The following is a 24697-nucleotide window of genomic DNA, read 5'->3' as shown; positions in this document are numbered from 1 at the left end:
GCCGGCGCCTCCCCGCAGCCCTAGGAGGCCGGCGCCTCCCCGCAGCCCTAGGAGGTCGGCGCGCCGAGCCACGCGCGCAGGGCCGCCTCCAGCGCGCCGGGGTCCGCCCGGCCGGCGTCGGCCGCCCAGGCGACGGCCCCGTCCGGCCGCACCAGCAGCCCGGCCAGCTCGGGCCGGTCGGGCAGGGCCCCGGTGACCACCTTCAACCGGTCGCCATAGCCGCCGGCCGCCGCCCGCAGCTCCCCCGCCGGGTCCAGCAGCAGCGCCCGGCCGTCGTGCAGGTGGTCGGCGAGCCTGGAGCCGTCGGCCAGCCCGAGGTCCGGCGCGCTGCCGCCGATCAGCCGATGGTCGCCGGGAAGGTCGTAGCGCTGCCAGACCCCGGAGATCTTCTTGACGAAGTAGGTGGTCCCGGTGACGGTCTCCGCCAGCTGGGCCACCACCTCGCGCAGCGCCCGGGCGTGCGGATCGGGGCGCATCAGCGCGATCTGGGCGCGCGTCCAGTCCAGCACCCAGGCGCCGATCGGGTGGCGTTCGGCGGTGTAGGTGTCCAGCAGACCTTCCGGAGCCCGGCCGCGCACGGTGGCGGCGAGCTTCCAGCCGAGGTTCATCGCGTCCCCGATCCCCAGGTTCAGACCCTGGCCGCCGAAGGGCGAGTGGACGTGGGCCGCGTCACCGGCCAGCAGCACCCGCCCGAGCCGGTAGGTGGTCGCCTGGCGGGCGTTGTCGGTGAACCGGGTCGCGGTCCTGACCCCGGTCACGACGGCGTCGACCCCGCTGACGTTCCTGATGGACGCCTGCAGCTCATCGGCGGTGACCGGGGCGTCCCGGTCGGCCGGAGCGCCGCCGAACTCCACGGTGAGGACGCGGCCGGGCATCGGGCCGTGCGCGTAGACGCCGGTGGGGGTGGCCTGCCAGCCCGCCCCCAGCGCCTGGGAGCCCTCCATCTCCACCATGGCCTGGTAGGCGGTGATCTCCGGGCCGGTGCCGGGGAAGTCGAAGCCGGCGAGCTTGCGGACCGTGCTCCTGCCGCCGTCGCAGCCGGCCAGCCAGCGGCCCCGGATCCGCCCGCCGTCCGTCATGACGGTCACCCCGTCGGCGTCGGCCTCCAGGCCGGTCAGCTCCACGCCCCGGCGCACCTCGACCCCGAGCTCGGCGGCGCGCAGGGCCAGGAGCTCCTCAAGCTGCTGCTGATTGACCATGCCGACGAGGTCCGCGGGGCCGTGCCCGGTCAGCTCCGGGTCGGACGGGTCGAGCCGGTCGCCGCTGAGCATGATCCCCGCGAAGTGGCCGGCGAACCTCGGCGGCGCCTTGGCGGGCTCTCCTTCGGGGAGCCGCTGCCCTTCGGGGAGCCGCTGCCGCATGAACGCGGCGTACCGTTCCAGGTTCTCCTCCTGGGCCCGCTGCAGCGCGGGCAGCAGACCGCGCCGGTAGAGCGCCTCCACGCTGGGCGTGTTCAGCGCGCCGGCCTTGATGATGGGGTCCATCTCGGTCAACCGCTCCAGCACCACGACCGAGACACCGCCGAGCCGCAGCTCGCAGGCGAGCATCAGCCCCACGGGGCCGCCCCCGGCCACCACCACGTCAACGTCGTACGACATGCCACCTCCCGGAGAAATCACTACCGTCGCTAAAAACTTACTGCGACTAAAACTTTTTATCAACTATAGTGATTACCGTGAGCTATGAGCCTGGACTCCGCGAACGGAAGAAGCAGCAGACCCGCAAGGCGATCTCGGACGTGGCCTCCGGCCTCTTCATCCAGCGCGGGTTCGACAACGTCACGGTCGCCGAGGTGGCCGAGGCGGCCGACGTCTCGACGAAGACGGTCTTCAACTACTTCCCGAAGAAGGAGGACCTCTTCCTCGACCGGTTCCCCGAGGCCGCCGAGCTGATCACCCGCGCGGTCCGCGAGCGCCCCGAGGGCGAGGAGCCGCTGGCCGCGCTGCGCCGCATGCTGCTGGACCTGCTGGAGCGGCGCCATCCCCTGGGCGGGGTCGGCGACGGCTACCAGTTCTTCTGGCAGGTCATACTCGACTCCCCGGCTCTGCAGGCACGGGCCAGGGAGCTGGTGGACGGCCTGGAGGACCTGCTCGGCTCGCTGTTCGCCGAGACCTCCGGGGCCGGTCCCGGCGACCCGTGGCCCCGGGTGGCGGCGGCGCTGGTCGTCTCGGCCTACCGCACGACCTACATCACCACCGCCCGCAGGATCCTCGCCGGCGAGAGCTTCGACGACGTCATCGACGACCACATCGCCCTGCTGAACCGTTCCTTCGACGCCCTGGAACGGGCGCTGGCCGCCCGCTGAGACCTCCCCGGCCCCCGCGCCCCGGCCGGGGCGGAATGTCGGTGCCGCCTGGTACAACCGAGCTGGTTTTCCAAGCCGGAGGTGCCGATTGCGCGTCAAGGACATGCCCCCCAGCGACCAGCCGCGCGAGCGGCTGCTGTCCGGTGGCGCGACCGCGCTGGCCGACCGGGAGCTGCTCGCCCTGCTGATCGGCTCGGGCAGCCGGGGCACCAACGCGGTCGAGCTCGCCTCCCACCTGATCGCCCACTGCGGCGACCTGCGCGGCCTGGCCCGTTCCGACGCCCACCGCCTGATGTCGGTCCCCGGCATCGGCCCGGCCAAGGCCGCCCGGGTCGTCGCCGCCTTCCACCTCGTACGGCAGGCGCAGTCGGAGCCGGAGCGCCGCCGGATCACCTGCTCGGGAGACCTGGCCGCCGTCGCCTCCCCGCTGCTGCGCGGCCTCGGCCACGAGCGCGTGGTCGTCGTGGTCTGCGACCCGAGCGGCGCGGTGACCCGCAGGGCGATCGCCAGCGAGGGCGGCAGCGACCACGCCCCGGCTCCCGTCCGGGAGATCATCACCACCGTCCTCACCTCCGGCGGCGCCTCCTTCGGCCTGGCCCACAACCACCCCAGCGGCTCCCTCGAACCCAGCCCGGCCGACCTGGAGGTCACCGTCCGCCTCCGCGAGGCCGCCGAGACCGTCGGGATCCGCCTCCTCGACCACGTGATCGTCACCGACACCGCCTGGCGCCGCATCGCCGCCTGACGGCGGCCCGGCCGGGAGCCTGCCCGCCCCGGCGTCGTTCCGGGTGGCCGGCGGCCCGGGTGGGAGCCGGCCTCCCGAAGGGCGGTTCCATATGAGGTCTCGCTTGATGGGTCTCGCTTGGCGGTGATCCCGTGCCACCCGGTTGGCACGGGACCACCGCCGGCCCTCAGCGGTCGGATTGTGGGATGCCCGCTGAGGACAGCACCCCGGCGGGTGATGGGAAGGGAAGCCCACCGGGGAGTTTCACGTGGTGGTCCCGCGTCCGCCCTTCAACGGACGCGGGGACCACCGCCCTGCCTCCCCGACCGTCATGGCCCGTCGGAGAGGCAAGGAGCTCATGGGATGCCCGGACGGAGCGACGCACGCCCCGCCACCGAGCACGGCCGTCCGGCCGTCAACGGGCGCTGCCCATCAACAGACGGAGCCACAGCTCCTCCACCTGGCGCGAGAGCGCCCAGGGCGACTCGTGCACGGTCACCGCTCCTCTCAGCCGATGCGTCCGCCGTACGAACATCAACCCGCCTGCCTGACACAGCTCGTAGAAGGTCGCCCGGCAGTCACAGGTGTGCTCCTTCACCCGCACCCGATCGGCCCTCGGCCGCTCCGGCCGCCAGTCGATCAGCTCGTGCACCGCCTGCAACGGCCCGAGATGATGCCCGTGATGCCGCTCTCCCGACGCCCCGGTCACCGTCCCCACCACCGCCTTCCTCGTGCGACCTCGTAGGCAGCTTAGTTCACCCTAATCCTAGTGGTCCACTACACCTATTCATTAGTCAACCAGACGTCTAGATTCTGGCTAGACGTACCTTTTGGTCTATCATGCGGGGCATGCTTGACCGTGAGGGCCCAGTGCCGGTGTACAAGCAGGTCGCCGAGATGATCCGCACGCGCATCGTGGCCGGCGACCTCGGACCCGGCGAAGCCGTGCCCAGTGAGACCGAACTCGAGATCGAGTACGGCATCGCCAAGACGACGGCACGCCGAGTCGCGCGAGAACTCCGAGAGCAAGGTCTTGCGTACACAGTCCAGGGAGAAGGCACCTTCGTCGGCGAGCCGGGAACTCCACGACCGGCCGACCAGATTCCCGTGTATCAGCAGATAGCGGCGGGGATTCGGAGCCAGATCGAGGCGGGCGAACTGCTACCGAACCGGCGCATCCCCAGCGAGAAGGAGCTGATGCGCAAGCATGGTGTCGCGAAGGCCACGGTGCGCCAGGCGATGGCCTTCCTGCGCGATCAGGGGTGGGTGTTCACCGTGGAGTATCGCGGCACGTATGTGTCGCCCGCCGAAAACTGGCCCGGCCCGACAAAATAACCAGACGCCCGCAAAGCGGTCACCATAGGTCTAGCACTCATATCAATTGGTGGAGTTCACCACCCCATGGCTCGGACCGCCCCGCTACCGTGTGGCTGTGCTGGATCGCGAGGGCGACACCCATCTGTACGTTCAGATAGCCGACGTCATTCGACGACGCGTTCTTGGAGGACAGCTCGCTCTCGGCGATGCCGTACCGAGTGAGGCCGAACTGCGGAGCGAGTTCGGCGTCGCCAGGACGACCGCCCGGCGAGCGGTCAGGATGCTCCGGGATGAGGGGCTCATCCATACGGCACAGGGCGAGGGTACGTTCGTCGGCCCGCCCGGCCAGGCCCGGCGTGAACCGAGGAAAGCACCGCTCTACCGGGCGATCGCCGACGACCTGGCCGGTCGCATCAGACGCGGCGACCTCAAAACCCGGCGCCCCATACCGAGCGAGAGCACTTTGATGCAGCAGTACGGCGTCGCCCGGGAGACGGCGCGTCGCGCGGTCGGTCTCCTTCGGGAACAGGGTTGGGTCTACACCGTGCCCCATCGCGGCACGTACGTGTCACCTGCCGAAGACCGGCCCAACTCGGCGCGATGAAGAAACACCCCCGGGTTCCCGGTCAGTCGTGGGTGACCGCGTCGGCGAAGCGGGTGGACAGTTTGCGGATGTGCCGGGCGAGTTCGGGTGGTGACTCGACCTCGAAGTCGGCGTCGAGCATGCTCAGCACGAGCACGACGGGGCCGAAGGAGTCCGCGGCGAGTTCCAGCAGGCAGGTGTGGTCGTCGAGGGGGGTCACCATTCCGTTGACGCGCGCGCTGACCTCGGCCGCGGAGGCGTGCACCCGCAACCGCGCGCGCAGCGGCCACATCTCGAAGCCCATCGTTCTGCGCAGGTAGGCGGCCACGTCACCGTCGGGGGGCTCGCGGTGGGCGAACCGAGGACCGTTGGGCGTCCGCAGCGAGATCCGGTCGACCCGGAAGGTGCGCCAGTCCGCCCGTTCGACGTCCCACCCGACCAGATACCACCTCCGCCCCCAGCAGACCAGGCGATGCGGCTCGACGGCGCGGCGGGACTCGGTCTCGTGGTGGCTGACGTAGTCGAAACGCAGCAGCTCACCGGCTCGGATCGCGGCCGAGATCGCGGTGAGCGCCGCCGCCTCCACGGTGGGCTCGCTCCCCGGCGGCATCGTGACCACCGCGCCCTTCAGCGCGGCCACCTGGGGCCACAGCCGGGACGGCAGCACCTGCTCGATCTTGGCCAGGGCGCGCAGCGAGGCCTCTTCGGCCCCCGCCACATGGCCCGCCGCCGTGGTGTGCAGCCCGACCGTGACCGCTACCGCCTCCTCGTCGTCCAGCAGCAACGGGGCAGCGAGGCGCCGGCGCCGAGCCGGTAACCGCCCACCGGGCCCTTCCAGGCGTGCACCGGGTATCCCAGCTCACGCAACCTGTCGACGTCGCGGCGGACCGTCCTGGTCGTGACGCCCAACCGCCCGGCGAGTTCCGTGCCGGACCAGTCACGGCGCATCTGCAGCAACGACAGCAGCCGCAGCAGTCGAGCGGAAGTCTCCAGCATTCCTCCACTGTCGCCGATGTACAGGACCGGAGCTGTCCTACACAGGGCGCATCGTGGGCGGCATGAGCACAGTAGAGCCCTTCCGCATCGACGTCCCGCAGGCCGGACTCGACGACCTGCGTGACCGGCTGGCCCGCACCCGCTGGCCGGACGAGCTCCCCGGCGCCGGCTGGACCTACGGAGTGAACAAGGACTACCTCGTCGAGCTGGTCGAGCACTGGCGCACCGGCTACGACTGGCGCGGGCACGAGGCCCGCCTCAACAGGGTCCCGCAGTTCACCACGGAGATCGACGGCCAGAACGTGCATTTCCTGCACGTGCGCTCGCCCGAGCCGGACGCCGTCCCGCTGATCGTCACACACGGGTGGCCGAGCACGGTGTACGACTTCCTCGACATCCTCGGACCGCTGACCGACCCCCGGTCTCACGGCGGGGACCCGGCGGACGCCTTCCACGTCGTCGCCCCCTCGGTGCCGGGCTTCGCGTTCTCCGGGCCGACGCGGGAGACCGGCTGGGGCGTCAACCGTACGGCACGGGCCTGGGCCGAGCTGATGCGGCGGCTGGGATACCACCGCTACGGCGCCCAGGGCGGCGACTTCGGCAGCATCGTCTCCCCGGAGCTCGGCCGGATCGACCGGGAACACGTCATCGGCGTCCATGTCAACGCGCTGGCCAACGCCGCGACCCCGGTCGACCCCGGCGAACTGGACACGCTCTCCGCGGCGGAGCGGGAACAGGCCGCGCAGAACCAGAGATGGTGGTACGGCCACTCCGGCTACGCCACCCAGATGTCCACCCGGCCGCAGACCATCGCCTACGCGCTCAACGACTCCCCGGCCGGACAGCTCGCGTGGAACCTGGAATGGTTCGTGGACTGGGATCCCACCCGGACGGAGCGGCCCCCCGTTGACCGGGACACCGTCCTGACCAACGTCACGATCTTCTGGCTGACCGCGACCGCGGGCTCGGCCGCGCGACTCTACCTGGAGGCCGGATCGGAGGCGTGGGGCCGGCGTCCCGCGCCCTCACCGGTCCCCACGGGTGTGGCGAACTTCCTCGGCGACCGGGCGATCCGCGGGCTGGCGGAGCTGTCGAACACGATCATCCACTGGTCGCGGTTCTCCCACGGCGGGCACTTCGCGTCACTCCAGGCTCCGGACCTGCTGGTCTCGGACATCCGGCAGTTCTTCCGGACGGTGCGCCCCCGGTAGCGCCCAGGCGGCCATGCCCATCGACCGGGGGCATCCCCGGATCCTGGAGTTGGCGGCCGAAGTCCAGGACACGGGCGCCGGGACGGGCCGGGATCCGCTGATCACGGCCCACCGGCTCATCGCCGCGCGGGTGCGCCCGATGTACGCCATGAACGGAGCGCAGCCCGCCTCCGGCGTGACTCGCGCCAGGCGGGGGTGCGGGGGCGGGGTGGTTATCCGGCGGCCGGGTCGGGGCGGACGCCGAAGGTGACCGAGGCGAGCTCCTGGCCGTCGACCTCCAGGGTCCAGGTGTAGCGGCCGGGCCCGAGCGAGAGCGAGTGCACGTTGATGGCGAAGCTGGAGTGGATGTCGAGGCTCCTGGCCAGCCCGTCGAGCTCGGCGTCGGCCGGGTCGACCGCGAGCTGCCCGCTGAAGCGCAGCGGCCGCTCCTCCTCGGCCGCGGGCACCATGACCGGCTCTCCGCCCTCGTCGACCAGGCCGAGCGTGAAGTCGAGGTCCCCCCTGGCCTCCTCCCAGGGCACCCGGAGGAAGCCCGCGATGGCCGTGGAAGGCAGCTCCGGCCCGGTCAGCGACCATCCGGCGCCCAGCATGCTGATCTTCCCGGTCGCCCGGTCGGTGCTCGCCGAGTCGCAGAGCACCAGGAACCCCTGCATCAGCCGGCCGCCTGCGTGAGGTCCAGGCTGACGACCCCGCCCGTCGCGCCCCGGGCGGCCGTGGTGCCGCCCGCGCCGTCGAGGTGGATCCGGGCGGGGGCGGCCTGAGTCTGCGCCCGCGGACCACCCGAGGTCCGGACGAGGTGGGCGATGTCGGCGCCGACGGCCAGTGCGTAGCGGCGGACCGTGGACAGGTGGGGGTCTCCCCCCAGACGCTCGAAGTCCGAGACCGCCGGCTGGCTGCGGCCCATGCGCTCGGCGACCTGCGCCTGGGTGAGCCCCTGTGCCTTGCGGAGCCGTACCAGGGTCTCGATGAGGCGCATGTCACGCTCGATGGCCTCGTTCTCGCGCCGCACCTCGGGATCGTCCAGATCGATGCCGAGCAGTTCGGCGACCTGCGGGTCGGTCACGGTCCGCCTCCTCGTATCGGTTCAACCTTATATCCTCCGCAACCAGTCGGCCAGCCGCCTCCCGGCAAGCTCCTTGACCCGCTCCTGAGCGCCCCGCCCGCCCTTCTTGTGGAAGGCGAGCCCGAGCAGCACGTGCTCCCGCTGCGGGCCGAGGGCGTAGTAGAGCCGGTATTCCGTCCCCTCGTGGCTCAGCCGGGCCTCGTACAGCCCCCCGCCCAGGGAACCGGTGTCGCGGGGCAGCGCCTTCCCGAGCTGGATCCGCGTCATCAACGCGCCGAGCTCCTTCAGCGGAGGACCGCCCCCCAGGACCTTGCGGACCTCCTTGCTGACCACGGGCTCGCCGGAGGCGGACACGTACAGCAGCCAGGTGGCCTCCGGCTTGTCCACACCCGCCCCCGTCCCATGGCCGCGCCGATCGAGACCGAGGTGCCGAATGTAACGCTCCGCCCCGGCCCCGGCACGCATCGACGCGGCCGCGGCCCGGCAGGCCGGCACGGCAACAGGAACGGCGACACCGCAAAACTCGGCCCGGATGCCACCCAAGGACGGGACCGGAGACGCAACAGGAACTGCTATCACTTTACCGAAGCCTATTGATAGCATTTGGGACATGAAGCAGCTGCTGCTCCGCATCGACGACGACCTGCACCAACGCATAACGCGCAGGGCCCGTCGCACCGGCCGCTCGATCAATGTCACCGCCGGGGAGATCCTCGCCCGCGGCGTTTCGGACGAGGCTCTGGACGCCCGGGCGGAACTACGCGCCCGTGCGCGGCGCCTCAACCTTCTCGCCGAATCCCCCTCTTCTCCTGTGAGCTCTCCTCCTGTGAGCGAAGCACGGCGAGAGCGTGCGCTGGCCGGCACCGAGGGCATCGGGCCCATCCTCGACGGACTCTGGGCAGAAGGACGCTGACCAGCGTGCTCACCTACGTCGACTCTTCCGTTCTGGCCTGTGCCTACCTCCGGGCCGAACCGGGGCACGCCAGAGCACGCGACCTCATCGAGAGCAGCGACCACCTTCTCGTCACGGGCACCTTGACCGTGGTGGAGGTCACCGGCGTGCTCGTGCGCGCCGCCCGTTCCCACCGCCTGATCGACCTGGACGCCGTTCTCGCCGTCATGGCCGCCGACCTCGGAGAAGACGGTCCGGTCACGCTGCTGGCGGCCCCGCGTGATTCCGTGGAACGCAGGGCCGTCGAAATCGTCTACGCTCACGGACTACGCGCGCTCGACGGAATCCATCTCGCCATGGCCGAACTGGCGGCCGTGCCGCTTCTGGAAGATCCGGGAGACAAGCTCGGCTTCGCCGGCCGGGACACCGCTCAGGCCCAGGCGGCCGCCGCGCTCGGTTTCACCCCGGTGTGAGGCCACCCGCGTCCGCACGTGGCATGACGCGGGGCACGGCGGCACCGGGTCGGTCACCGACGGTGGGGCTTCCGCCGGGGGCTACCCCGGCAGTTTGGCGGCGATGACGTTGGTCCTGATGATGTTCGGCGCCTTCTCGAAGAGGTCCGGAGCCTTCTCCATGAGGGCCTTGGCGACCTCGCCGGACAGGTGGGTCTCACGGCCGGACTCGTCGGGGAAGAAGTCGACGATGGCGTAGAGCGACGGGCTCAGGCGGATCGCGAACCAGGCGACGGTCTCGGGCTCCGCCTCGGCGAGATGGAGCGCCTCGTCGAGGAAGCGCTCCACCTCCGCCTCCTTGCCGGGCTTGGCTTCGAGCGGAACGAGAAATCCCAGGCTGACCATGCATCCTCCTGCCGGATCCAGGGAAGGTTCGGCTGTCTCCCCTGAGCGTCTCCGGCGCTGGGTCACGGCTACACCGCGCGCTGTCCTGGGACCTCTACGCAAAAAGGCGTGACCGTCCCCGCCAGGTCACGCTCCGGCCCGTGATCGCAAGACTTCCAGGGCCCGGTCGGCGTGGGCCTGCATGCCGGTCTCACTGTGGATCACTTCGAGGAGACGGCGGTCCACGTCGACGACGAAGGTCATGCGGCGGGTGAGGAAGGGGCCCACCGCGATGCTGCGCCGGGCGCCGAACTGCCGGGCGACGGTGCCGTCGGGGTCCGACAGCAGGGGGAAGCCCAGCTCGTAGGTCTCGGCGAAGCGCCGCTGCCGGTCGACCGCGTCGCGGCTGATCCCGACCCGGACCGCCCCCACCGCGGCGAACTCGTCGGCCAGGTCCCGGAAGTGGCAGCTCTCGGCCGTGCACCCCGACGTCATGGCGGCCGGGTAGAAGAACAGCACCACCGGGCCGTCCGCCAGGAGATCGGTGAGCCTGCGCGGGGTCCCGGTCTGGTCGAGAAGCTCGAAATCCTCGACCACGTCTCCGACCGCGGGACTTCCACTCACGACATTTCCTCCTGTGTCACCGAAGAGCCTCCCCACCCGGAAACTCCGCGGGCGGCGGGACCGGGGCTGGTGTCCCGACCCCCCATTGTGGGAGAGATCGTCACTCCAGGAACAGTTCCCCGGCGTTCTCATCGCAGCGGACCTGTCCGGTCAGGCCGTAGGCGGGCATCGCGGTGAACGGCGGCCGGGGGCGCGCCGCGCCCGCCGCCGGACCCGGCGCGGGTCCGGCTCAGGCCGGGCCGTCGATGGCGCACGCCCGGCACGGGGGCCGCCCGCAGATGCACTGCAAGATGGCGTCGAGGACATCGTGGTCGTGGTACAGGCACTGGTCCCTGCAGGTGTGGCGCGGGACGAATCCCGGCTGGATCTCGTCGGGCCAGGGCTCCTCGCCGTCGCGGCAGCGGACGAACCGCTCGGGGTCCGCCGAGTGCAGTCCCTCCATGCTCGTCCGGGCCTGGCTCTCCAGCACCCGCGCCTCCGCCACCATGGTCTTGATCTGAGCGGCGAGGCCGGAGTACCGGTCGTCACCGGTCCGTACGTGCGCGGCCCGCAGTGCCATCACCGCATTGCCGAGAAACCGGCCGGCGTCCTGGAGGTCTGTGGTGTGGTGCAGTTGTATGCCCGTTACGCCCCGTACCCACACGGCGTCGTTGTTCATTGATCGACCTTTCGATGGCAGGCACTGTCACCTGTTTTGATTTGCCCCGATTCGGTTGACATGTCAGGATTTCCTAATACGCGAAAGCATAACTGCCTTTTGCGTGTTCTTGAGTTTCCGCCGACACCCATGTCCGGCGGGCCGAGCGGCCGTCGGCGCACGGCCGCGGGCCGCGGAAACCTCCGATGGAGCCGGACATCGCCCGATCAGGCCTCTCAACTGGCCTGGAAGGTACTTCGACCGATCACCCGGCACGCCGTCGGGGCGGAAGATATTTGACGATGAATTTGCCGGAAAATTAATCAGATAAAACCGGTTCCGCCCGTCGGATGATCGACGCCGCCCCGGTTCTCGCACGGCACCCGATCCGGCGGATCCGTTCTCCGCGGCGGCGGGCCGCCGCTCCGCCCGCGCGCCCAGGCGACGCGGCGCAAAGTGACGAATACATTGATGATCGTTATGATCACTCGCATTGGTCACAGGAGAATCCCGTGCGTCACCAGTTTCTCGCAGTCCTTGCCACCACCCCTCTGATCGCCTCCGGAGCCGCCTCCGCCGGACCCGTCGCGGCGGAGCACTACGCGGCTCTGGGAGATTCCTTCTCCTCCGGTTCCGGCGCCGGGGACTACGACCCCGACAGCGGGCTGTGCCGTCGCAGCGCCAACTCCTACCCGGTCCTGTGGGCCCGCGCCCAACGCCCCGACACCTTCGAGTACGGCGCCTGCGGCGGCGCGGTCACCGACGACGTGGTGTACAGGCAGATCCCCGACGCCCTGAGCGATGACACCACTCTGGTCACCCTCACGATCGGCGGCGACGACGCCGGCTTCGAGGCGGCCGTCGTCGACTGCGTCGTGGCCGACGGCGACGCCGGGGACTGCGAGCGCGCCCTCGGCGACGCCGGCCGGTTCACCGAGCAGGAGCTCCCCGGCAAACTCGCCTGGACCTACCGGGCCGTCCGTGCGGCCGCCGCGGAGGCGGAGGTCCTCGTCGTCGGCTACCCGCGGCTGTTCGAGCCGGACCACACCCCTGACTGCGCCGTCGCCGAGTGGCGGCGCAGGGGCGTGAACCAGCTCGCCGACCGCGTCAACGCGGTCATCCGGGAGCAGGCCGGCAGCGCCGGCTTCCACTACGTCGACGTGCGTGAGGCCTTCGCCGGGCACGGGGTGTGCGCCCTCGGCGGGATCGGCCGGGAGTGGGTCACCCGCATCACGCCGGACGACGCCTGGCAGTCCTACCACCCGAACAAGCGCGGGCAGTCCTCAGGCTACCTGCCGGCCGTCGCCTCCGCGGCGGGCTGACCGGCCCGCCGCGACCGTGGCGAGCGCGAGGAGCGTGAACAGCAGCGGCAGCGCGCCCGCGCAGAGCGGCGCGAGGCGCAGCAGGAGCGCGGCGCAGAGCGCGCCGGCGACGAGGGCCAGGACGACCACCGCGCGGTGCGCGGCGTCGACGGTGCTGCGCCCGGCCAGCGAGCGCATCAGCGAGGTGAGGGTGCCGGTGACGAAGGTGGCGGTGATGCCGGCGACGTCGACGCGCCGGGCCGCGGCCGCCTGCAGGCCCATGGCGCAGGAGGCCACCGCGATCAGCGGGAGCGTCCAAGCCGCTCCGGGTACGGCGTCGCAGAGCATCCAGCCGGCGAGGAAGACGGCGTGGAGCGCGAGGCAGGCCCGGAGCAGGCCGGTGACGGCCGGCGGCCACGCCTCGCCCGGCCGGCCGCGTCCGGGCGCCGCGAAACCGGCGAGGAGCCCGACACAGAAGATCACGCACGCGGTGCCCGAACGCACCGCGCGGAGCTGCCAGTCCTCGCCGCCGACGAGGGCCACGAGGATCAGGTTGCCGGTCATGTTGGCGGTGAAGACGCCTCCGAGCGCCAGGAAGGCGACCGCGTCCATCGCGCCCGCCGCCAGGGTCAGCAGGACCAGGACGGCGTAGCTCCACCGCCGCGCCGCCGCGGCCGCTCCGCCGCCGATGGTGGTCACCGGGGTCAGAAGACCGGGATGATGTCCTCGGGGTCGAGGAAGTCGACCTCGACGCCTTCGATGTCGAGCTCGGGGATGGCGGGGAACTCGATGCCCCAGCGCTCCACGATGGCGCGGATCCGGGCCATCGCCACGCGCCAGTTGTCGGCCTGCTCCTCGTAGGAGAGCACGCCGAGTCCGGCGTCGCGGGCGTGGTCCATCAGGACGCGGTGGTTGTGCAGGAAGTAGGGGGGCAGCTCCCAGAAGCCGCCCGGCGGCTCCCAGAGGATCATGGAGAGGAAGACGAACCCGGCGCGGAGCTGGCGGGTGATCAGCGTGCGGGTGTCGTCGGTGAGGCCGGGCCACTCGTTCTCCAGGATGGTCATGCAGATCTGGAGATGGCGCGACTCGTCACGGCCGATGCGCTGGAACATCTCGCCGAAGACCGGGTGGGTGGTGCCGGTGGCCATCCCGCGGAACAGGGTGGAGGCGGCCATCTCGCCCATCATGAAGCTGGTGAACAGCACCGGCAGGGTGTATTTGCCGACCGCGCCGCTGTAGCCCGTCCAGTAGCGGCCGCCGTTGTGGTAGAGCCAGCCGATGTTGTTGTGGGCGGCCCTCTCCAGGTCGGTGGCGGGGCTCCAGTCGAGCGGCCCGCCCGGCCAGAGTTTGGCGATGGTGCGCTGGCAGCACTCCTCGTGGTTCATCTCGTCACGTGTGATCGAGAAGAAGCACTTGCGGACCGGATCCTCCTCGTGCTTCTCGAACGCCTGGATGGTGGCCCGGGCGAAGACGGCCGGGCCCGAGGCGTCGAAGTTGGCCAGCACGGCGAACCAGTACATGATCCCCAGGCGCTGTTCGGGGGTGAAGTCGTCCGGGTCGAGGCCGTCCCAGGGCAGGTCGGCGGGGTTCCAGACCATGCGCTTGGACTTCTCGTAGATGGCCGCCAGCTTGTCCGTCTCGACCCGCCACTCCATCGGGTAGATGTTCGGCTGGGGGATCTCCGGAGCGGGCCAGAAGCCACCTTCGGGAATCGATAGGTCCGCCATGCTTTCACCCCTTTTGTGACAGCTACAGCTCACATCCTGCGCCTGGATGTCACATCCTTCAAGAACGTGCCCGCTGGCTCATGGCGACACACACGAGCACGGCCAGCGCGGCCGCGACCGTCACCGGGCCGAACCGCTCGTCCAGCAGGAGCCACGCCCACAGCAGCGTCAGCAGCGGCTGCACGAGCTGGGTCTGCCCGGCCCGGGCGATCCCGCCCGCGGCCAGGCCCGCGTACCAGGGGATGAAGCCGAGGAACATCGAGACCAGCCCCACATAGGCGGATCCGGCCAGCGACACCGCACTGGGCCGCGGGTCCGTGGTCAGCGCCAGCGCGACCGTCAGGGGGACGGTGAGCGGCGCGGCGACGACGAGGGCGTAGGAGATCACCCGCCAGCCGGGGGTCTCGCGGGCCAGGCGGCCGCCCTCGGTGTAGCCGACCGCGGCCGACAGCAGCGCGCCCACCAGGAGCAGGTCGGCCCCGGTGACGTGGCCGCCGCCGCGGCTGACGGTGAAGGCCGTGATCGCCACGGCCCCCAGGCCGCAGGCCACCCAGAACAGCGGCCTGGGCCGCTCCCCGCCCCGCAGCACGGCGCAGGCGGCGGTGGCGGCGGGCAGGAGCCCGATGACCACCGCGGCGTGGGAGGTGCTGGCCCCGGCGTCGAGCGCCAGCCCGCTGAAGACGGGGAAGCCGAACACCACGCCGGCCGCGATGACGAGATAGGACCGCAGGTGGGACCTGGGCGGCAGCAGCGGCCCCCGGGCCACCAGCAGGAAGGCCAGCGCCGCCGCCGCGGCCAGCGCGGCGCGGCCGATCGCCACGAGATAGGGGTCGAACCCCTCCATCGCGAAGACCGTCGCCGGGAATGATCCCGAGAACGACAGCACACCGAGGCCGGCCAGCAGGGTCCCGCGCCACGCCGTGCCCGGAGAGGCGGACGGACCGGTCCCGACGCCCGCAACCGGGGCGACCGCTACTCGATTCGGGACAATAGCGCTACTCTTATCCATCATGAATGACGATAGCAGTATCGTCCGTCTGGCGGCCATCATCCGGGAGGTGACAGAGCGCCTGCGGCCCGGGGACAGGCTGCCGTCGAGCCGGGAGCTCATGCGGCTGCACGGCGTGAGCCCGGTCACGGTCTCACGGGCGCTCGGCCAGCTCGCCGCCGAGGGACGGGTGGTCATCAGGCCCGGCAGCGGCACCTACGTCGCCCCCGCGACCCCCCGCTCCGGCGACACGGCGGACCTGTCCTGGCAGACGGTGGCGCTGGGCGACCGGGTGGTGGACGACGCCACGGTGAGCGGCCTGCTGGCTTCCCCGCCGGACGGCGTCATCCCGCTCACCGGCGGCTACCTCACCCCGGCCCTGCGCCCCGCCAGGGCCCTGTCCGCGGCCGCCTCCCGCGCGCTGCGCCGCCCCGGCGCCTGGGAGCTGCCGCCGCTGACCGGCCTGGCCGAGCTGCGCGGGTGGTTCGCCCGGGAGGTGGGCGGCGGCGTCACCGCCTCGGACGTCCTCGTCGTCAGCGGCGGCCAGTCCGCCCTCACCCACGCCTTCCGCGCCCTGGCCGCCCCGGACACCCCCGTCCTCGTCGAGACCCCGACCTACCCGGGCGCACTCGCCGCCGCCCGGGCGGCCGGACTGCGGGCGACGGCCGTGCCGACGGACCGCGACGGGGTCCGGCCCGAGCTGCTGGCGGAGGCGTTCGCCGTCACGGGCGCGCGGGTCTTCTTCTGCCAGCCGACCCTGCACAACCCCACCGGCGCGACCCTCACGCTCGAACGGCGCCGGCAGGTGCTCGCGATCGCCCGGGCGGCGGGGGCGTTCGTCGTCGAGGACGACTACGCCCGATACTTCACCACCGCCCCCGCCCCGCCGCCGATGGTCACGCTGGACGCCCACGGCACGGTCGTGCACGTCAACTCGCTCAGCAAGGTCCTGTCGCCCAGCATGCGGGTCGCCGGGGTCGTCGCCCGGGGCCCGGCGGCGCGGCGGCTGCGGGCGAGCCAGGTGGTGGAGTCGTTCTTCGTGGCCAGGCCGCTGCAGGAGACGGCGCTGGAGTTCGTCGGCTCGCCCGCCTGGCGGCGCCACCTGGCCGCGGTGGGCGCCGAGCTGGCGGTCCGCAGGGACGCGCTCGCCGCCGCGCTGGCCGCCCGGCTGCCCGCCGCCGAGATCCATCTCGTCCCCAGGGGCGGCCTGCACCTGTGGGTACGGCTGCCGCCCGACCGTGACGAGGACGCCGTGGTGGAGACGGCCCGGCGGGTGGGCGTGCTGGTGAGCCCGGGACGCATCTACTACCCGGCCGAGCCTCCGGGCCCCCACATCCGGGTGACCCACTCCTCGGCCGTCCACCTGGCGGAGCTGACGGAGGGGGTCCGGCGGCTGGCGACGGCGGTCGAACAGACACCGCTCAAAGCATTATGACGGCGTCTCACTGAACACCACCCCCTAATGACATACAGTGGTTACGGAGAGGTGACCGAACAGATGAACAGCCCTTCCGACCTGGTGTGCGACTTCGTCAACAGCTACGACGTCGAGAGCGGGGCCGACGCGATCCCGTCCCCCGCCGCGCTGGCCGCCTGGCTCGGCCGGCGGGATCTGATCGGACCGGGAGAGACGGCCGACGACGCCGACCTCGCCCTGGCCGTCGACCTGCGCGAGGCCCTGCGCGAGGCATTGCGCCGCAACCACGACGGCCGCGCCCGCGACGGCCGCGACCACGAGGGCTCCGGAGACCACGACCACGGCGGCCGCGCCCGCGAGCCCGAGCAGCCCCCCTCCTTCGCCGCCCTCCCCCTGCGGGTCACCCTGACGGCCGCCGGCCCCGTCCTCGAACCGGTCTCGGCCGGGGTCCCCGGCGGGCTGGCCAGGATCGCGGCCGCGGTGATGGGCGCGCACGCCGACGGGATGTGGCCGAGGCTGAAGGTGTGCACCGAGAGCACCTGCCAGTGGGCGTTCGTCGACTCCTCCAAGAACCGCTCGCGGTCCTGGTGTTCCATGAGGGTCTGCGGCAACCGCACCAAGACTCGGGCATATCGGGCTCGTCGACAGACCGAGACAGGCTCGCGTCATCTCTGAGTCGGATTCCCCGATACGGTGTAGGAGCCTGTCTCGGGGATCCACCCGCCTGATGCCCGCTCGCGTGGCACGAGACCCGCGAGACAGTGCTTCCTGAGGCGACGGCAGACGGCAGAGAAGGAGCGGGCCGAGATGGCAGACGTAGGCGTGCGGGCGGCTCGGCACGATGATGTCGCCGCGGTGACGAGCACCCAGATCCGCGCCTGGAAATACGGCTATCGGGACTTCCTGCCCGAGGGGCCGCTGGAGCAGATGACCGGCCCGGCCGCCGAGGAGATGTGGCGGCGCCAGTGGGACGAGGCGATCATCACCCCGCCGTCCTCGCGGCACCGTGTGCTGGTCGCGGTGGAGCAGGTCGTCCTCGACACCGACGCCTTCCCCGCCCTCGGCCCCGGCGGGATCGAGGCCGCCGCGGCGATGCGGGGCGCCGAACGCGTGGTGGGCCTCGCCTCGCACGCCCCCGCCGAGGATCCCGACCTCGACCCGACCACCACCGCCGAGATGCTCACCTTCCTGGTGGACCCCGACCACATCCGGCGCGGGCACGGCAGCCGCCTGCTCAACGCGACGGTCGACTACCTCCGCGACGACGGCTACCACACCATCGTGACGTGGGTGTTCGCCGACAACCACGGCCCGCTCGGGTTCCTGGAGTCGGCGGGTTGGGGCGAGGACGGAGCCGAACGGGTCCTCAACATGGGCCGGCCGGTGCGGATGATCCGCCTGGCCACCGACATCAGCTAGCACCGCGGCCGCCGGCCGGAGCCAGCGCCATCGGCTGGCCCCGGCCCGGCGGCGGCCGTCCGAGAGGAACCCGCAACACCATGGCCACCCCGAGCCAGTGGATCGCCGGAGCCCGTCCGCGCACCCTCCCCGCCGCCGTCGTCCCCGTCGCCGTCGGCACCGGCCTCGCGGCCGGATACGGCGGGGCGGTCTGGTGGCGGGCCCTGCTCGCCCTGTTCGTGGCGCTCGCCCTGCAGGTCGGCGTCAACTACGCCAACGACTACAGCGACGGCGTGCGCGGCACCGACGACGAGCGGGTCGGCCCGATGCGCCTGGTCGGCTCGGGGGCGGCCGCGCCCCGGGAGGTCCTGGCCGCGGCCCTCGGCTGCTTCCTGGCCGCCGCGGTGGCTGGGCTGGTGCTGGTCGTGGCCACCGGCGCGTGGTGGCTGCTGCTGGTCGGCGCGGTGTCGATCGCGGCGGCCTGGTTCTACACCGGCGGCTCCAGGCCCTACGGCTACCGCGCGCTCGGCGAGATCTCGGTGTTCGTCTTCTTCGGCCTGGTCGCGGTGGCGGGCACCGCGTTCGTGCAGCTCGAACGGCTGCCCTGGACGGCCCTGGTGGCCGCGGTCCCGGTGGGCCTGCTGGCCTGCGCGATGCTGGTGGTCAACAACCTGCGCGACATCGTCACCGACGGCCCGGCCGGCAAGCGCACCATGGCCGTGGTGCTCGGCGACAGCCGCACCCGGACGCTCTACACCCTCTGCCTGGTCCTGCCCCTGGTCATCGCGGCGGCCATGACGCCGTGGCAGCCGTTCGCGGCGCTGGCCGTGCTCGCCGCGCCGCTCGCGATCGCCCCGGTGCGGGCCGTCAGGCAGGGCGCCACCGGCCCCGCCCTGATCGCCACGCTCCAGCAGACCGGCCGCTTCCAGCTCGTCTACGGCCTGCTGTTCACCGCCGGCCTGGCGCTCCAGGCCCTGTAGAACGATCACCTTGGAGACCGCTACAGGCGGGCTCCCCCAGACTCGTGCTCTTCGACAACAGGAGCACGGCCTCCCCTTTGGTTCACTGAACGTGAATGTTCAATGACAAAGTTGGAGGCTCCGTGGCCGTCGAGCAACGCGGGATCGAGCTGGTCTCGCCGTCGGAGAGGTACGGCCGGCCGCGTGATCTGCTCTTCCTCTGGAGCGGCACCACGCTCGGCATCTTCACCCTGGTCTACGGCACGGTCGTCGTCTCCCTGGGCCTGAGCTTCCCGCAGGCCGTCATGGCCATCGTGATCGGCAACCTGCTGGCCTTCCCGCTGGTCGGCCTGACCAGCCTGCAGGGCCCGGAGGTCGGCACCTCCACGATGGCGGTCTCCCGGGCCGCGTTCGGCCCCAAGGGCGCCCGGGCGCTCAGCTTCTTCGGCTGGATCAACATGGTCGGCTTCGAGGCCGGCGGCATGGTGCTGATCACCTTCGCCTCCCTGGCCCTGCTCGACCAGGCCGGGATCACCGACCAGAGCGCCGCCCTGAAGATCGCCGTGATCGTCGTCGCGGCGCTGATCCAGCTCGTGCTGCCGCTCATCGGGCACGCCGCCGTGATGAAGGCGCAGAAATACTTCACCTGGGTGTTCGTCGCGATGTTCGCCGTCATGGGCGTGCTCATCGCGCCGAAGGTGCAGGTCGCCCCGGGCGACGGCGCCGACTTCGCCACGTTCACCATCGCGGTGGCGCTGGTGATGTCGGCCGGCGGGCTGTCGTGGGCCCCGCTGGGCAGCGACTACTCGCGCTACCTGCCGGCGGGCTCCAGCAAGAAGGCCGTCTTCGGCTACGCGACGCTCGGCGGGCTCGTGCCGTACATCCTGCTGATGACGCTCGGCGCGGCCGTCGCCACCGTGGTCAAGGACGCCGGCGACCCGGTCTCCGGCCTGCCCGGCGCGCTGCCGTCCTGGTTCGTGGTGCCCTACCTGCTGCTGGCGATCGTCACGCTGTTCGCGGTCAACACCACCGACCTCTACTCCTCCGGCCTGAACCTGCAGGCCTCCGGGATCAGGCTGAGCCGGTCCGTCGCGGTCGTGCTCGACCTGGTGATCTGTGTCGCGATCACCTGCGTGGCGGTGTTCTCCGACTCCTTCAACACGATGCTCAACACCTTCCTCGGCCTGCTGATCATCTGGCTGGCCCCCTGGGCGGGCATCTACCTGACCGACTGGCTGCGGCGCCGGGGCCGCTACGACGCCGAGGGCCTGTTCGCCGACGGCGGGCCGTACCACGGCAGCGGCGGCATCCGCTGGAACGGCATCGCCGCGCAGGTCACGGGCATGGTCGCGGCGGCGCTCTGGATCAACTCCACGGCCTTCACCGGGCCGCTCTCCCAGGCCACCGGCGGCTCCGACTTCAGCATCTTCGCGGGCTTCCTCGTGGCGGGCCTGGTGTACGCCGCGCTCGACCGCCGCCCCGTCCCCGTCCCCGTCGCCGCCTGACCCGATCCGATCCGAAAGGCATCACCGCGAAAATGGTCGACCGCACCCTGCTCGACGTCGCCTACGGGCGGCGTCCCGCCGACACGATCATCACCAACGGCGTCCTCGTCAACGTGCTGACCGGCGAGACCTACCCCGCCGAGATCGGCATCAGCGGCACCCGCGTCGCCGCCGTCGGCCCCGACCTCCCCCGGGGCCCGGAGACGGAGATCATCGACGCCGCGGGCGGCTATCTCGTCCCCGGCCTGATCGACGGCCACCTGCACATCGAGTGCAGCAAGCTCTCGGTGACGAGCTTCGCCGACCTGGTCGTCCCCTACGGCACCACCAGCGTCGTCTCCGGCCTGGACCAGATCCTCGTGGTGGACGGCCTGCCCGGCGTGCGGGGCTTCCTGGACGAGGCCGCCCGGACCGGCATGCGCGTCTGGTGGGGCGCGCCCGCCAAGGCCCCCTACACCGTCCCGGAGTCGACCGTCGGGCACACCTTCGGCCCGGCCGAGCACCGCCAGGCCCACGAATGGCCCGAGTGCGTCGGCATCTGGGAGACCGTGCAGGAGTTCGTCGAGCACGGCGACGAGGCCGTCATGGAGGCGCTCGACCTGGCCGAGCGGCACCGGCTGCCGGTCTTCGGCTGCGCCCCGCTGTCGGACCCGCGCCGCATCAGCGGCCTGGCCGCCGCCGGGATCCGCCTGGACCACGAGTCCTACTCCGCCGAGGAGACGCTCGACAAGCTCCGCCGGGGCATCTACGCCATCGTGCGCGAGTCGAGCGTCGCCCACTTCCTGGAGGAGAACATCAAGGTCGTCTCCCAGGTCGGCGCGCGCCGGGTGGCCTTCTGCACCGACGACGTGCACGCCGCCGACGTGCTCGCCGGGGGCCACCTGGACAAGCTGGTCCGGATGGCGGTCAAGGCGGGCGTGGACCCGGTGACCGCGATCCAGATGGCCACGGTCAACTGCGCGGAGATGTACCGGATCGACCACCTGGTCGGCAGCATCGCCCCCGGCCGGTACGCCGACGTGCTGATCGTGGACGACCTGGCGGACTTCCGGGTGCGCGAGGTCGTGGCGGGCGGCGCCCTGGTCGCCAGGGACGGCGCGATGATCACTCCCTCCACGCCCCCCTCCCGTGGCGAGGTGCGGCCCTTCCCCGTCCCCGAGCTGACCGCCGGCGACATCGTGCTGCGCGCCCCCGAGGGCGCCACCGAGGTCACCGCGCTGACCATGAGGATGACCCCCGAGCAGGTGTTCGTGCGCAAGCGGCACGACGTCACGCTCCCGGTCTCCGGCGGGATCGTGGAGCCGTCCGTGGAGCAGGACGCGCTCTACATCACGGTCGTCGAGCGGTACGGCAAGACCGCCAACCGGCCGGTCGCCCTGGTCAGCGGCTACGGCATCACCAGGGGCGCCATCGCGACCAGCGCCGCCCCCGACGACAACAACATCATCTGCGTCGGCGCCTCCCGCTCCGACATGGCCCTGGCCGTCAACACGGTCGCCGGGGCCGGCGGCGGTCAGGCCGTCGTCGTGGACGGCGAGGTCCGGCAGTTGCTGCCGCTGCCGGTCGGCGGCATCGTCTCCGACCTGCCGGCCGGGGAGATGGCCGAGGCCGAGAGCCGACTGGACGACCTCGCCCGCGAGCTGGGCTGCGCGCTGCCCTCCCCGCTCATGTATCTGTTCTTCCTGTCGATCACCGCGATCCCCGACTACGCCATCACCGACCTCGGCCTGGTGGACTGCGTCAAACTTGAGGTCATCGACCCGATCCTCTCCTGGAGCTGACAATGACGGATTTCATCGAGGGCCTGCCCAAGTGTGAGCTCCACCTGCACATCGAGGGCACCCTGGAGCCGGAGCTCAAGTTCGAGCTCGCCGGGCGCAACGGCATCGAGCTCCCCTACGCCTCCGTCGAGGAGATCAAGGCGGCCTACTCCTTCGACGACCTGCCGTCGTTCCTGAAGATCTACTACGAGGGCATGGACGTGCTCCGCACCGAGCCCGACTTCTACGACCTGGCCATGGCCTACCTGCGCAAGGCCGCCTCGCAGAACGTCCGCTACGCGGAGATCTTCTTCGACCCGCAGGCCCACACCTCGCGCGGCGTGCCGTTCGACCTCGTGATCCGCGGCCTGCGCCGGGCGCTGATCGACGCCGAGACCCAGCTCGGGGTGAGGGCGCAGCTCATCATGTGCTTCCTGCGCGACTTCCAGGCGGAGTACGCCATGGCGACGCTGCTGGAGTCCCTTCCCTACCGCGAGTGGATCGTGGGCGTCGGCCTCGACTCCGACGAGAAGGGCAACCCCCCGGTCAAGTTCAAGGCCGTCTACGAGCGGGCCCGGCAGGAGGGCTACCTGCTGACGATGCACTGCGACGTCGACCAGGAGAACTCCACCGAGCACATCCGCCAGGCCATCGAGGAGATCGGCGTCAACCGCATCGACCACGGCGTCAACGCCCTGGAGGACCCCGCGCTCGTCGAGGCGATCAAGGCCAGGGGCCTCGGCCTGACCGTGTGCCCGATCTCCAACGGCTACGTGACCGACTCGATGAAGGCCGACGCCATCCGCCGGATGCTCGACCTCGGCCTGCGCGTCACGGTCAACTCCGACGACCCGGCCTACTTCACCGGCTACGTCCAGGAGAACCTCATCGCCCTCGCCGACGCGCTCGACCTCTCCCGGGAGGACCTCGTCCAGCTGGAGCGGAACGCCTTCGAGATCACCTGGCTCCCCCGCCACCTGAAGGACGCCTACCTCGCCGAACTCGACGCCTACGCCGCTCCCTGAGGCTCCGGCCCCACGTCCCGGGACCTCCCCGCCCCCGCGCCCTGAGCGCCGCCGCTCAGGGCGCTCAGGGCGCTCAGGACGTGCCGTGAACGGCTAGCGCATCCTGAGCGCCAGCAGGAAGTCGACCCGCTCGTCCAGGGCGTTGAGCGAGCGTCCGGTCAGCTCCTCGATCCGCTTCAACCGGTAGCGCAACGTGTTGACATGGACGTGGAGCCGGTCGGCGGTCGCCGCCCACGAACCCGACTCCTCCAGGAACGTCTCCAGCGTCTCGACCAGGTCCGTCTGGTGGGCCGCGTCATACTCCTCCAGCGGCCCCAGCAGCCGCGTCCGGAACGAGCGGCGCAGCTCCCCCGGGATCGCCGCGATCAGCGAGCGGTGGGAGCTGACGTCGGCGCCGGTGATCGCCGACACCCGGCCCTCGCCCAGCTCGGCCAGCGTGCGGGCGTGCCGGGCCTCCTCGATCAGGCTGCTCAGCGCGGCCGGTCCCGTGGTGACGCTGCTGACGCCGATCGTGATCCGGGCCTGGCCCAGCCCGGCCTCCAGCGTGGCCGCCCCGGCCAGCATGTGGGCGGTCAGCTCGGCGGCGGTGTTGCCCGCCAGCGGGACGAGCGCGACCGCCTCCCGGCCCACCGCCGTCGCCACCCCCGGCGCCAGCGGGCGCAGCAGCTCGTCGAGCACGGCGACGCCCACCTCCTCGGCCCGGTCGGCCCCCTCGACCGCGAGCGCCACGGCCAGCAGGCCGTGCTCGGTCTCGATGTGCAGGGTGTGCAGCCGGGAGACCACGCCCGGCAGGTTCGCGTCGCCGGAGGCGAGCAGTCCCAGGAGCTGGTCCAGCACCCGCCGCTCGATCCGCTGCGCCGCCTCCAGCCGGGAGCGCTCCAGGGCCACCAGCGCGGCCAGCTCCACGATCAGGTCCTCGTGCTCGCCGCCCGCCCGCACCTGCTCCCCGGCGTAGGCCAGGAACCAGTTGGCGATCCGGTGCGGCGCCCCCTTGCTGACCGGGAACACCGACAGCACCGTGCCGTCGGCCTGCGCCGCCGTACCGGGCAGGAAGCGCGCCGACAGGAACGCGTGCGCCAGCCGCCCGCCCGCCCCGGCCGGCAGCGGCTGCGAGCCCACGACCACCCGGCCGGTCGCCGACATCACCCAGCAGGGCACGTCCAGCTCCCCCGCCACCGTGGTGACGACCTTGCTCAGGCTCCCGCCGTCCACGAGCGTGCTGGCCAGCCTCCTGCGGGAGCCGTACGGCCGGCTCGGGGCGGAGCCGAACTCGTCGATCAGGGCGCGCAGCACGTATTCGGTGAGCGCGCTGAAGGAGACGTCGACGCCGAGCGCCAGCATCGGCAGCCCCCGAGTACCACGCGGACGACCCCCGCCACTGGCTTGTCGACCCATGCACGATGGCCCTGCGCGGCCGGATTGCCTACCC

27 protein-coding genes and 1 pseudogene are annotated in these 24697 nt (G+C 71.6%); 15 read left to right on the top strand and 13 right to left on the bottom strand.

From position 1 onward, the window contains the following. Positions 1-47 precede the first annotated feature (47 nt). Positions 48-1598, bottom strand: a complete 1551-nt coding sequence (locus tag ACWDS7_RS13030) for an FAD-dependent monooxygenase (RefSeq protein WP_451929436.1) — start codon at positions 1596-1598, stop codon at positions 48-50. 77 nt (positions 1599-1675) lie between these two features. Between ACWDS7_RS13030 and ACWDS7_RS13025 the strand changes: the two genes are divergently transcribed. Then, the gene (locus tag ACWDS7_RS13025; RefSeq protein ID WP_451929435.1) at positions 1676-2305 is read left to right on the top strand and encodes a TetR/AcrR family transcriptional regulator; all 630 of its coding nucleotides are present in this window, start codon (positions 1676-1678) and stop codon (positions 2303-2305) included. A 103-nt stretch (positions 2306-2408) separates the two neighbouring features. Next, the gene (locus ACWDS7_RS13020; protein WP_306856971.1) at positions 2409-3050 is read left to right on the top strand and encodes a JAB domain-containing protein; all 642 of its coding nucleotides are present in this window, start codon (positions 2409-2411) and stop codon (positions 3048-3050) included. Positions 3051-3444: 394 nt separating this feature from the next. Here ACWDS7_RS13020 and ACWDS7_RS13015 read toward each other — a convergent pair whose 3' ends face one another. Further along, positions 3445-3747, bottom strand: a complete 303-nt coding sequence (locus ACWDS7_RS13015; RefSeq protein ID WP_451929434.1) for a hypothetical protein — start codon at positions 3745-3747, stop codon at positions 3445-3447. Positions 3748-3878: 131 nt separating this feature from the next. Between ACWDS7_RS13015 and ACWDS7_RS13010 the strand changes: the two genes are divergently transcribed. Further along, on the top strand, positions 3879-4364 hold the full coding sequence (locus ACWDS7_RS13010) for a GntR family transcriptional regulator (protein WP_451929433.1): 486 nt from the start codon (positions 3879-3881) through the stop codon (positions 4362-4364). A 97-nt stretch (positions 4365-4461) separates the two neighbouring features. Further along, complete coding sequence (locus tag ACWDS7_RS13005; protein ID WP_451929432.1) at positions 4462-4950, top strand: GntR family transcriptional regulator; 489 nt, start codon at positions 4462-4464, stop codon at positions 4948-4950. 22 nt (positions 4951-4972) lie between these two features. Here ACWDS7_RS13005 and ACWDS7_RS13000 read toward each other — a convergent pair. After that, a pseudogene (locus tag ACWDS7_RS13000) lies at positions 4973-5925 on the bottom strand (helix-turn-helix transcriptional regulator). A 62-nt stretch (positions 5926-5987) separates the two neighbouring features. Between ACWDS7_RS13000 and ACWDS7_RS12995 the strand changes: the two are divergent. Further along, positions 5988-7136 carry an epoxide hydrolase family protein gene (locus ACWDS7_RS12995; protein ID WP_451929431.1) on the top strand — a complete coding sequence of 383 codons (1149 nt, stop codon included), beginning with the start codon at positions 5988-5990 and terminating at the stop codon, positions 7134-7136. Positions 7137-7348: 212 nt separating this feature from the next. Here ACWDS7_RS12995 and ACWDS7_RS12990 read toward each other — a convergent pair whose 3' ends face one another. The 3 genes from ACWDS7_RS12990 to ACWDS7_RS12980 are packed head-to-tail and all read right to left on the bottom strand — an operon-like array spanning position 7349 to position 8586. Further along, positions 7349-7789: a DUF6941 family protein gene (locus tag ACWDS7_RS12990; protein WP_451929430.1), complete on the bottom strand. Its 441-nt coding sequence runs from the start codon at positions 7787-7789 to the stop codon at positions 7349-7351. Continuing rightward, positions 7789-8199 carry a helix-turn-helix domain-containing protein gene (locus tag ACWDS7_RS12985; protein ID WP_451929429.1) on the bottom strand — a complete coding sequence of 137 codons (411 nt, stop codon included), beginning with the start codon at positions 8197-8199 and terminating at the stop codon, positions 7789-7791. Before ACWDS7_RS12985 ends, ACWDS7_RS12990 begins: the two co-directional genes overlap by 1 nt. A 27-nt stretch (positions 8200-8226) precedes the next feature. Then, positions 8227-8586, bottom strand: a complete 360-nt coding sequence (locus ACWDS7_RS12980; RefSeq protein WP_451929428.1) for a type II toxin-antitoxin system RelE/ParE family toxin — start codon at positions 8584-8586, stop codon at positions 8227-8229. A gap of 223 nt (positions 8587-8809) precedes the next feature. On the opposite strand from ACWDS7_RS12980, the gene ACWDS7_RS12975 reads away from it, so the two are divergent. Beyond that, positions 8810-9112 carry a hypothetical protein gene (locus ACWDS7_RS12975; protein WP_451929427.1) on the top strand — a complete coding sequence of 101 codons (303 nt, stop codon included), beginning with the start codon at positions 8810-8812 and terminating at the stop codon, positions 9110-9112. Between the two features lie 5 nt (positions 9113-9117). Next, positions 9118-9564 (top strand): type II toxin-antitoxin system VapC family toxin, encoded by a 447-nt coding sequence (locus ACWDS7_RS12970; RefSeq protein ID WP_451929426.1) that lies wholly within the window; start codon positions 9118-9120, stop codon positions 9562-9564. Between the two features lie 81 nt (positions 9565-9645). Here the strand turns inward: ACWDS7_RS12970 and ACWDS7_RS12965 are convergent, their stop codons facing one another. From ACWDS7_RS12965 to ACWDS7_RS12955, 3 genes are all read right to left on the bottom strand, one after another. Further along, the gene (locus tag ACWDS7_RS12965; protein ID WP_306856963.1) at positions 9646-9948 is read right to left on the bottom strand and encodes a putative quinol monooxygenase; all 303 of its coding nucleotides are present in this window, start codon (positions 9946-9948) and stop codon (positions 9646-9648) included. A gap of 126 nt (positions 9949-10074) precedes the next feature. Then, the gene (locus ACWDS7_RS12960; protein WP_451929425.1) at positions 10075-10551 is read right to left on the bottom strand and encodes a peroxiredoxin; all 477 of its coding nucleotides are present in this window, start codon (positions 10549-10551) and stop codon (positions 10075-10077) included. A 229-nt stretch (positions 10552-10780) separates the two neighbouring features. Further along, entirely contained in the window at positions 10781-11209 is a 429-nt protein-coding gene (locus ACWDS7_RS12955; RefSeq protein ID WP_306856958.1) for a hypothetical protein, read from the bottom strand. Between the two features lie 491 nt (positions 11210-11700). On the opposite strand from ACWDS7_RS12955, the gene ACWDS7_RS12950 reads away from it, so the two are divergent. Then, the gene (locus ACWDS7_RS12950) at positions 11701-12510 is read left to right on the top strand and encodes an SGNH/GDSL hydrolase family protein (RefSeq protein ID WP_451929424.1); all 810 of its coding nucleotides are present in this window, start codon (positions 11701-11703) and stop codon (positions 12508-12510) included. Here ACWDS7_RS12950 and ACWDS7_RS12945 read toward each other — a convergent pair. The 3 genes from ACWDS7_RS12945 to ACWDS7_RS12935 are packed head-to-tail and all read right to left on the bottom strand — an operon-like array spanning position 12472 to position 15225. Continuing rightward, positions 12472-13188, bottom strand: coding sequence for a YoaK family protein (locus tag ACWDS7_RS12945; protein WP_306856956.1), 717 nt, complete (start codon positions 13186-13188; stop codon positions 12472-12474). The genes ACWDS7_RS12950 and ACWDS7_RS12945 overlap by 39 nt on opposite strands. 5 nt (positions 13189-13193) lie before the next feature. Next, positions 13194-14216, bottom strand: a complete 1023-nt coding sequence (locus ACWDS7_RS12940; protein ID WP_306856955.1) for a hypothetical protein — start codon at positions 14214-14216, stop codon at positions 13194-13196. 58 nt (positions 14217-14274) lie between these two features. Beyond that, complete coding sequence (locus tag ACWDS7_RS12935) at positions 14275-15225, bottom strand: DMT family transporter (protein ID WP_451929448.1); 951 nt, start codon at positions 15223-15225, stop codon at positions 14275-14277. A gap of 1 nt (position 15226) precedes the next feature. Here ACWDS7_RS12935 and ACWDS7_RS12930 point away from each other — a divergent pair, with 1 nt between their 5' ends. From ACWDS7_RS12930 to ACWDS7_RS12900, 7 genes are all read left to right on the top strand, one after another. Then, the gene (locus tag ACWDS7_RS12930; protein WP_451929423.1) at positions 15227-16639 is read left to right on the top strand and encodes an aminotransferase-like domain-containing protein; all 1413 of its coding nucleotides are present in this window, start codon (positions 15227-15229) and stop codon (positions 16637-16639) included. A gap of 63 nt (positions 16640-16702) precedes the next feature. After that, positions 16703-17296, top strand: a complete 594-nt coding sequence (locus ACWDS7_RS12925; protein WP_451929422.1) for a CGNR zinc finger domain-containing protein — start codon at positions 16703-16705, stop codon at positions 17294-17296. A gap of 132 nt (positions 17297-17428) precedes the next feature. Then, the gene (locus tag ACWDS7_RS12920) at positions 17429-18040 is read left to right on the top strand and encodes a GNAT family N-acetyltransferase (RefSeq protein ID WP_306856950.1); all 612 of its coding nucleotides are present in this window, start codon (positions 17429-17431) and stop codon (positions 18038-18040) included. Positions 18041-18120: 80 nt separating this feature from the next. Then, a complete protein-coding gene (locus ACWDS7_RS12915) occupies positions 18121-18999 on the top strand; it encodes a 1,4-dihydroxy-2-naphthoate polyprenyltransferase (RefSeq protein ID WP_451929421.1) in 879 nt (292 codons plus the stop codon). Positions 19000-19121: 122 nt separating this feature from the next. Next, a complete protein-coding gene (locus tag ACWDS7_RS12910; RefSeq protein WP_451929420.1) occupies positions 19122-20483 on the top strand; it encodes a purine-cytosine permease family protein in 1362 nt (453 codons plus the stop codon). Positions 20484-20515: 32 nt separating this feature from the next. After that, entirely contained in the window at positions 20516-22264 is a 1749-nt protein-coding gene (locus ACWDS7_RS12905; RefSeq protein ID WP_306856945.1) for an adenine deaminase, read from the top strand. A gap of 2 nt (positions 22265-22266) precedes the next feature. Further along, the gene (locus ACWDS7_RS12900) at positions 22267-23268 is read left to right on the top strand and encodes an adenosine deaminase (RefSeq protein ID WP_451929419.1); all 1002 of its coding nucleotides are present in this window, start codon (positions 22267-22269) and stop codon (positions 23266-23268) included. Between the two features lie 93 nt (positions 23269-23361). On the opposite strand, the gene ACWDS7_RS12895 is transcribed toward ACWDS7_RS12900, so the two are convergent. Then, entirely contained in the window at positions 23362-24609 is a 1248-nt protein-coding gene (locus ACWDS7_RS12895; protein ID WP_451929418.1) for a PucR family transcriptional regulator, read from the bottom strand. Positions 24610-24697 lie beyond the last annotated feature (88 nt).

This window comes from Streptosporangium sp. NPDC003464 (assembly GCF_053588315.1).
This window is presented reverse-complemented; position numbering and strand designations above follow the sequence as displayed.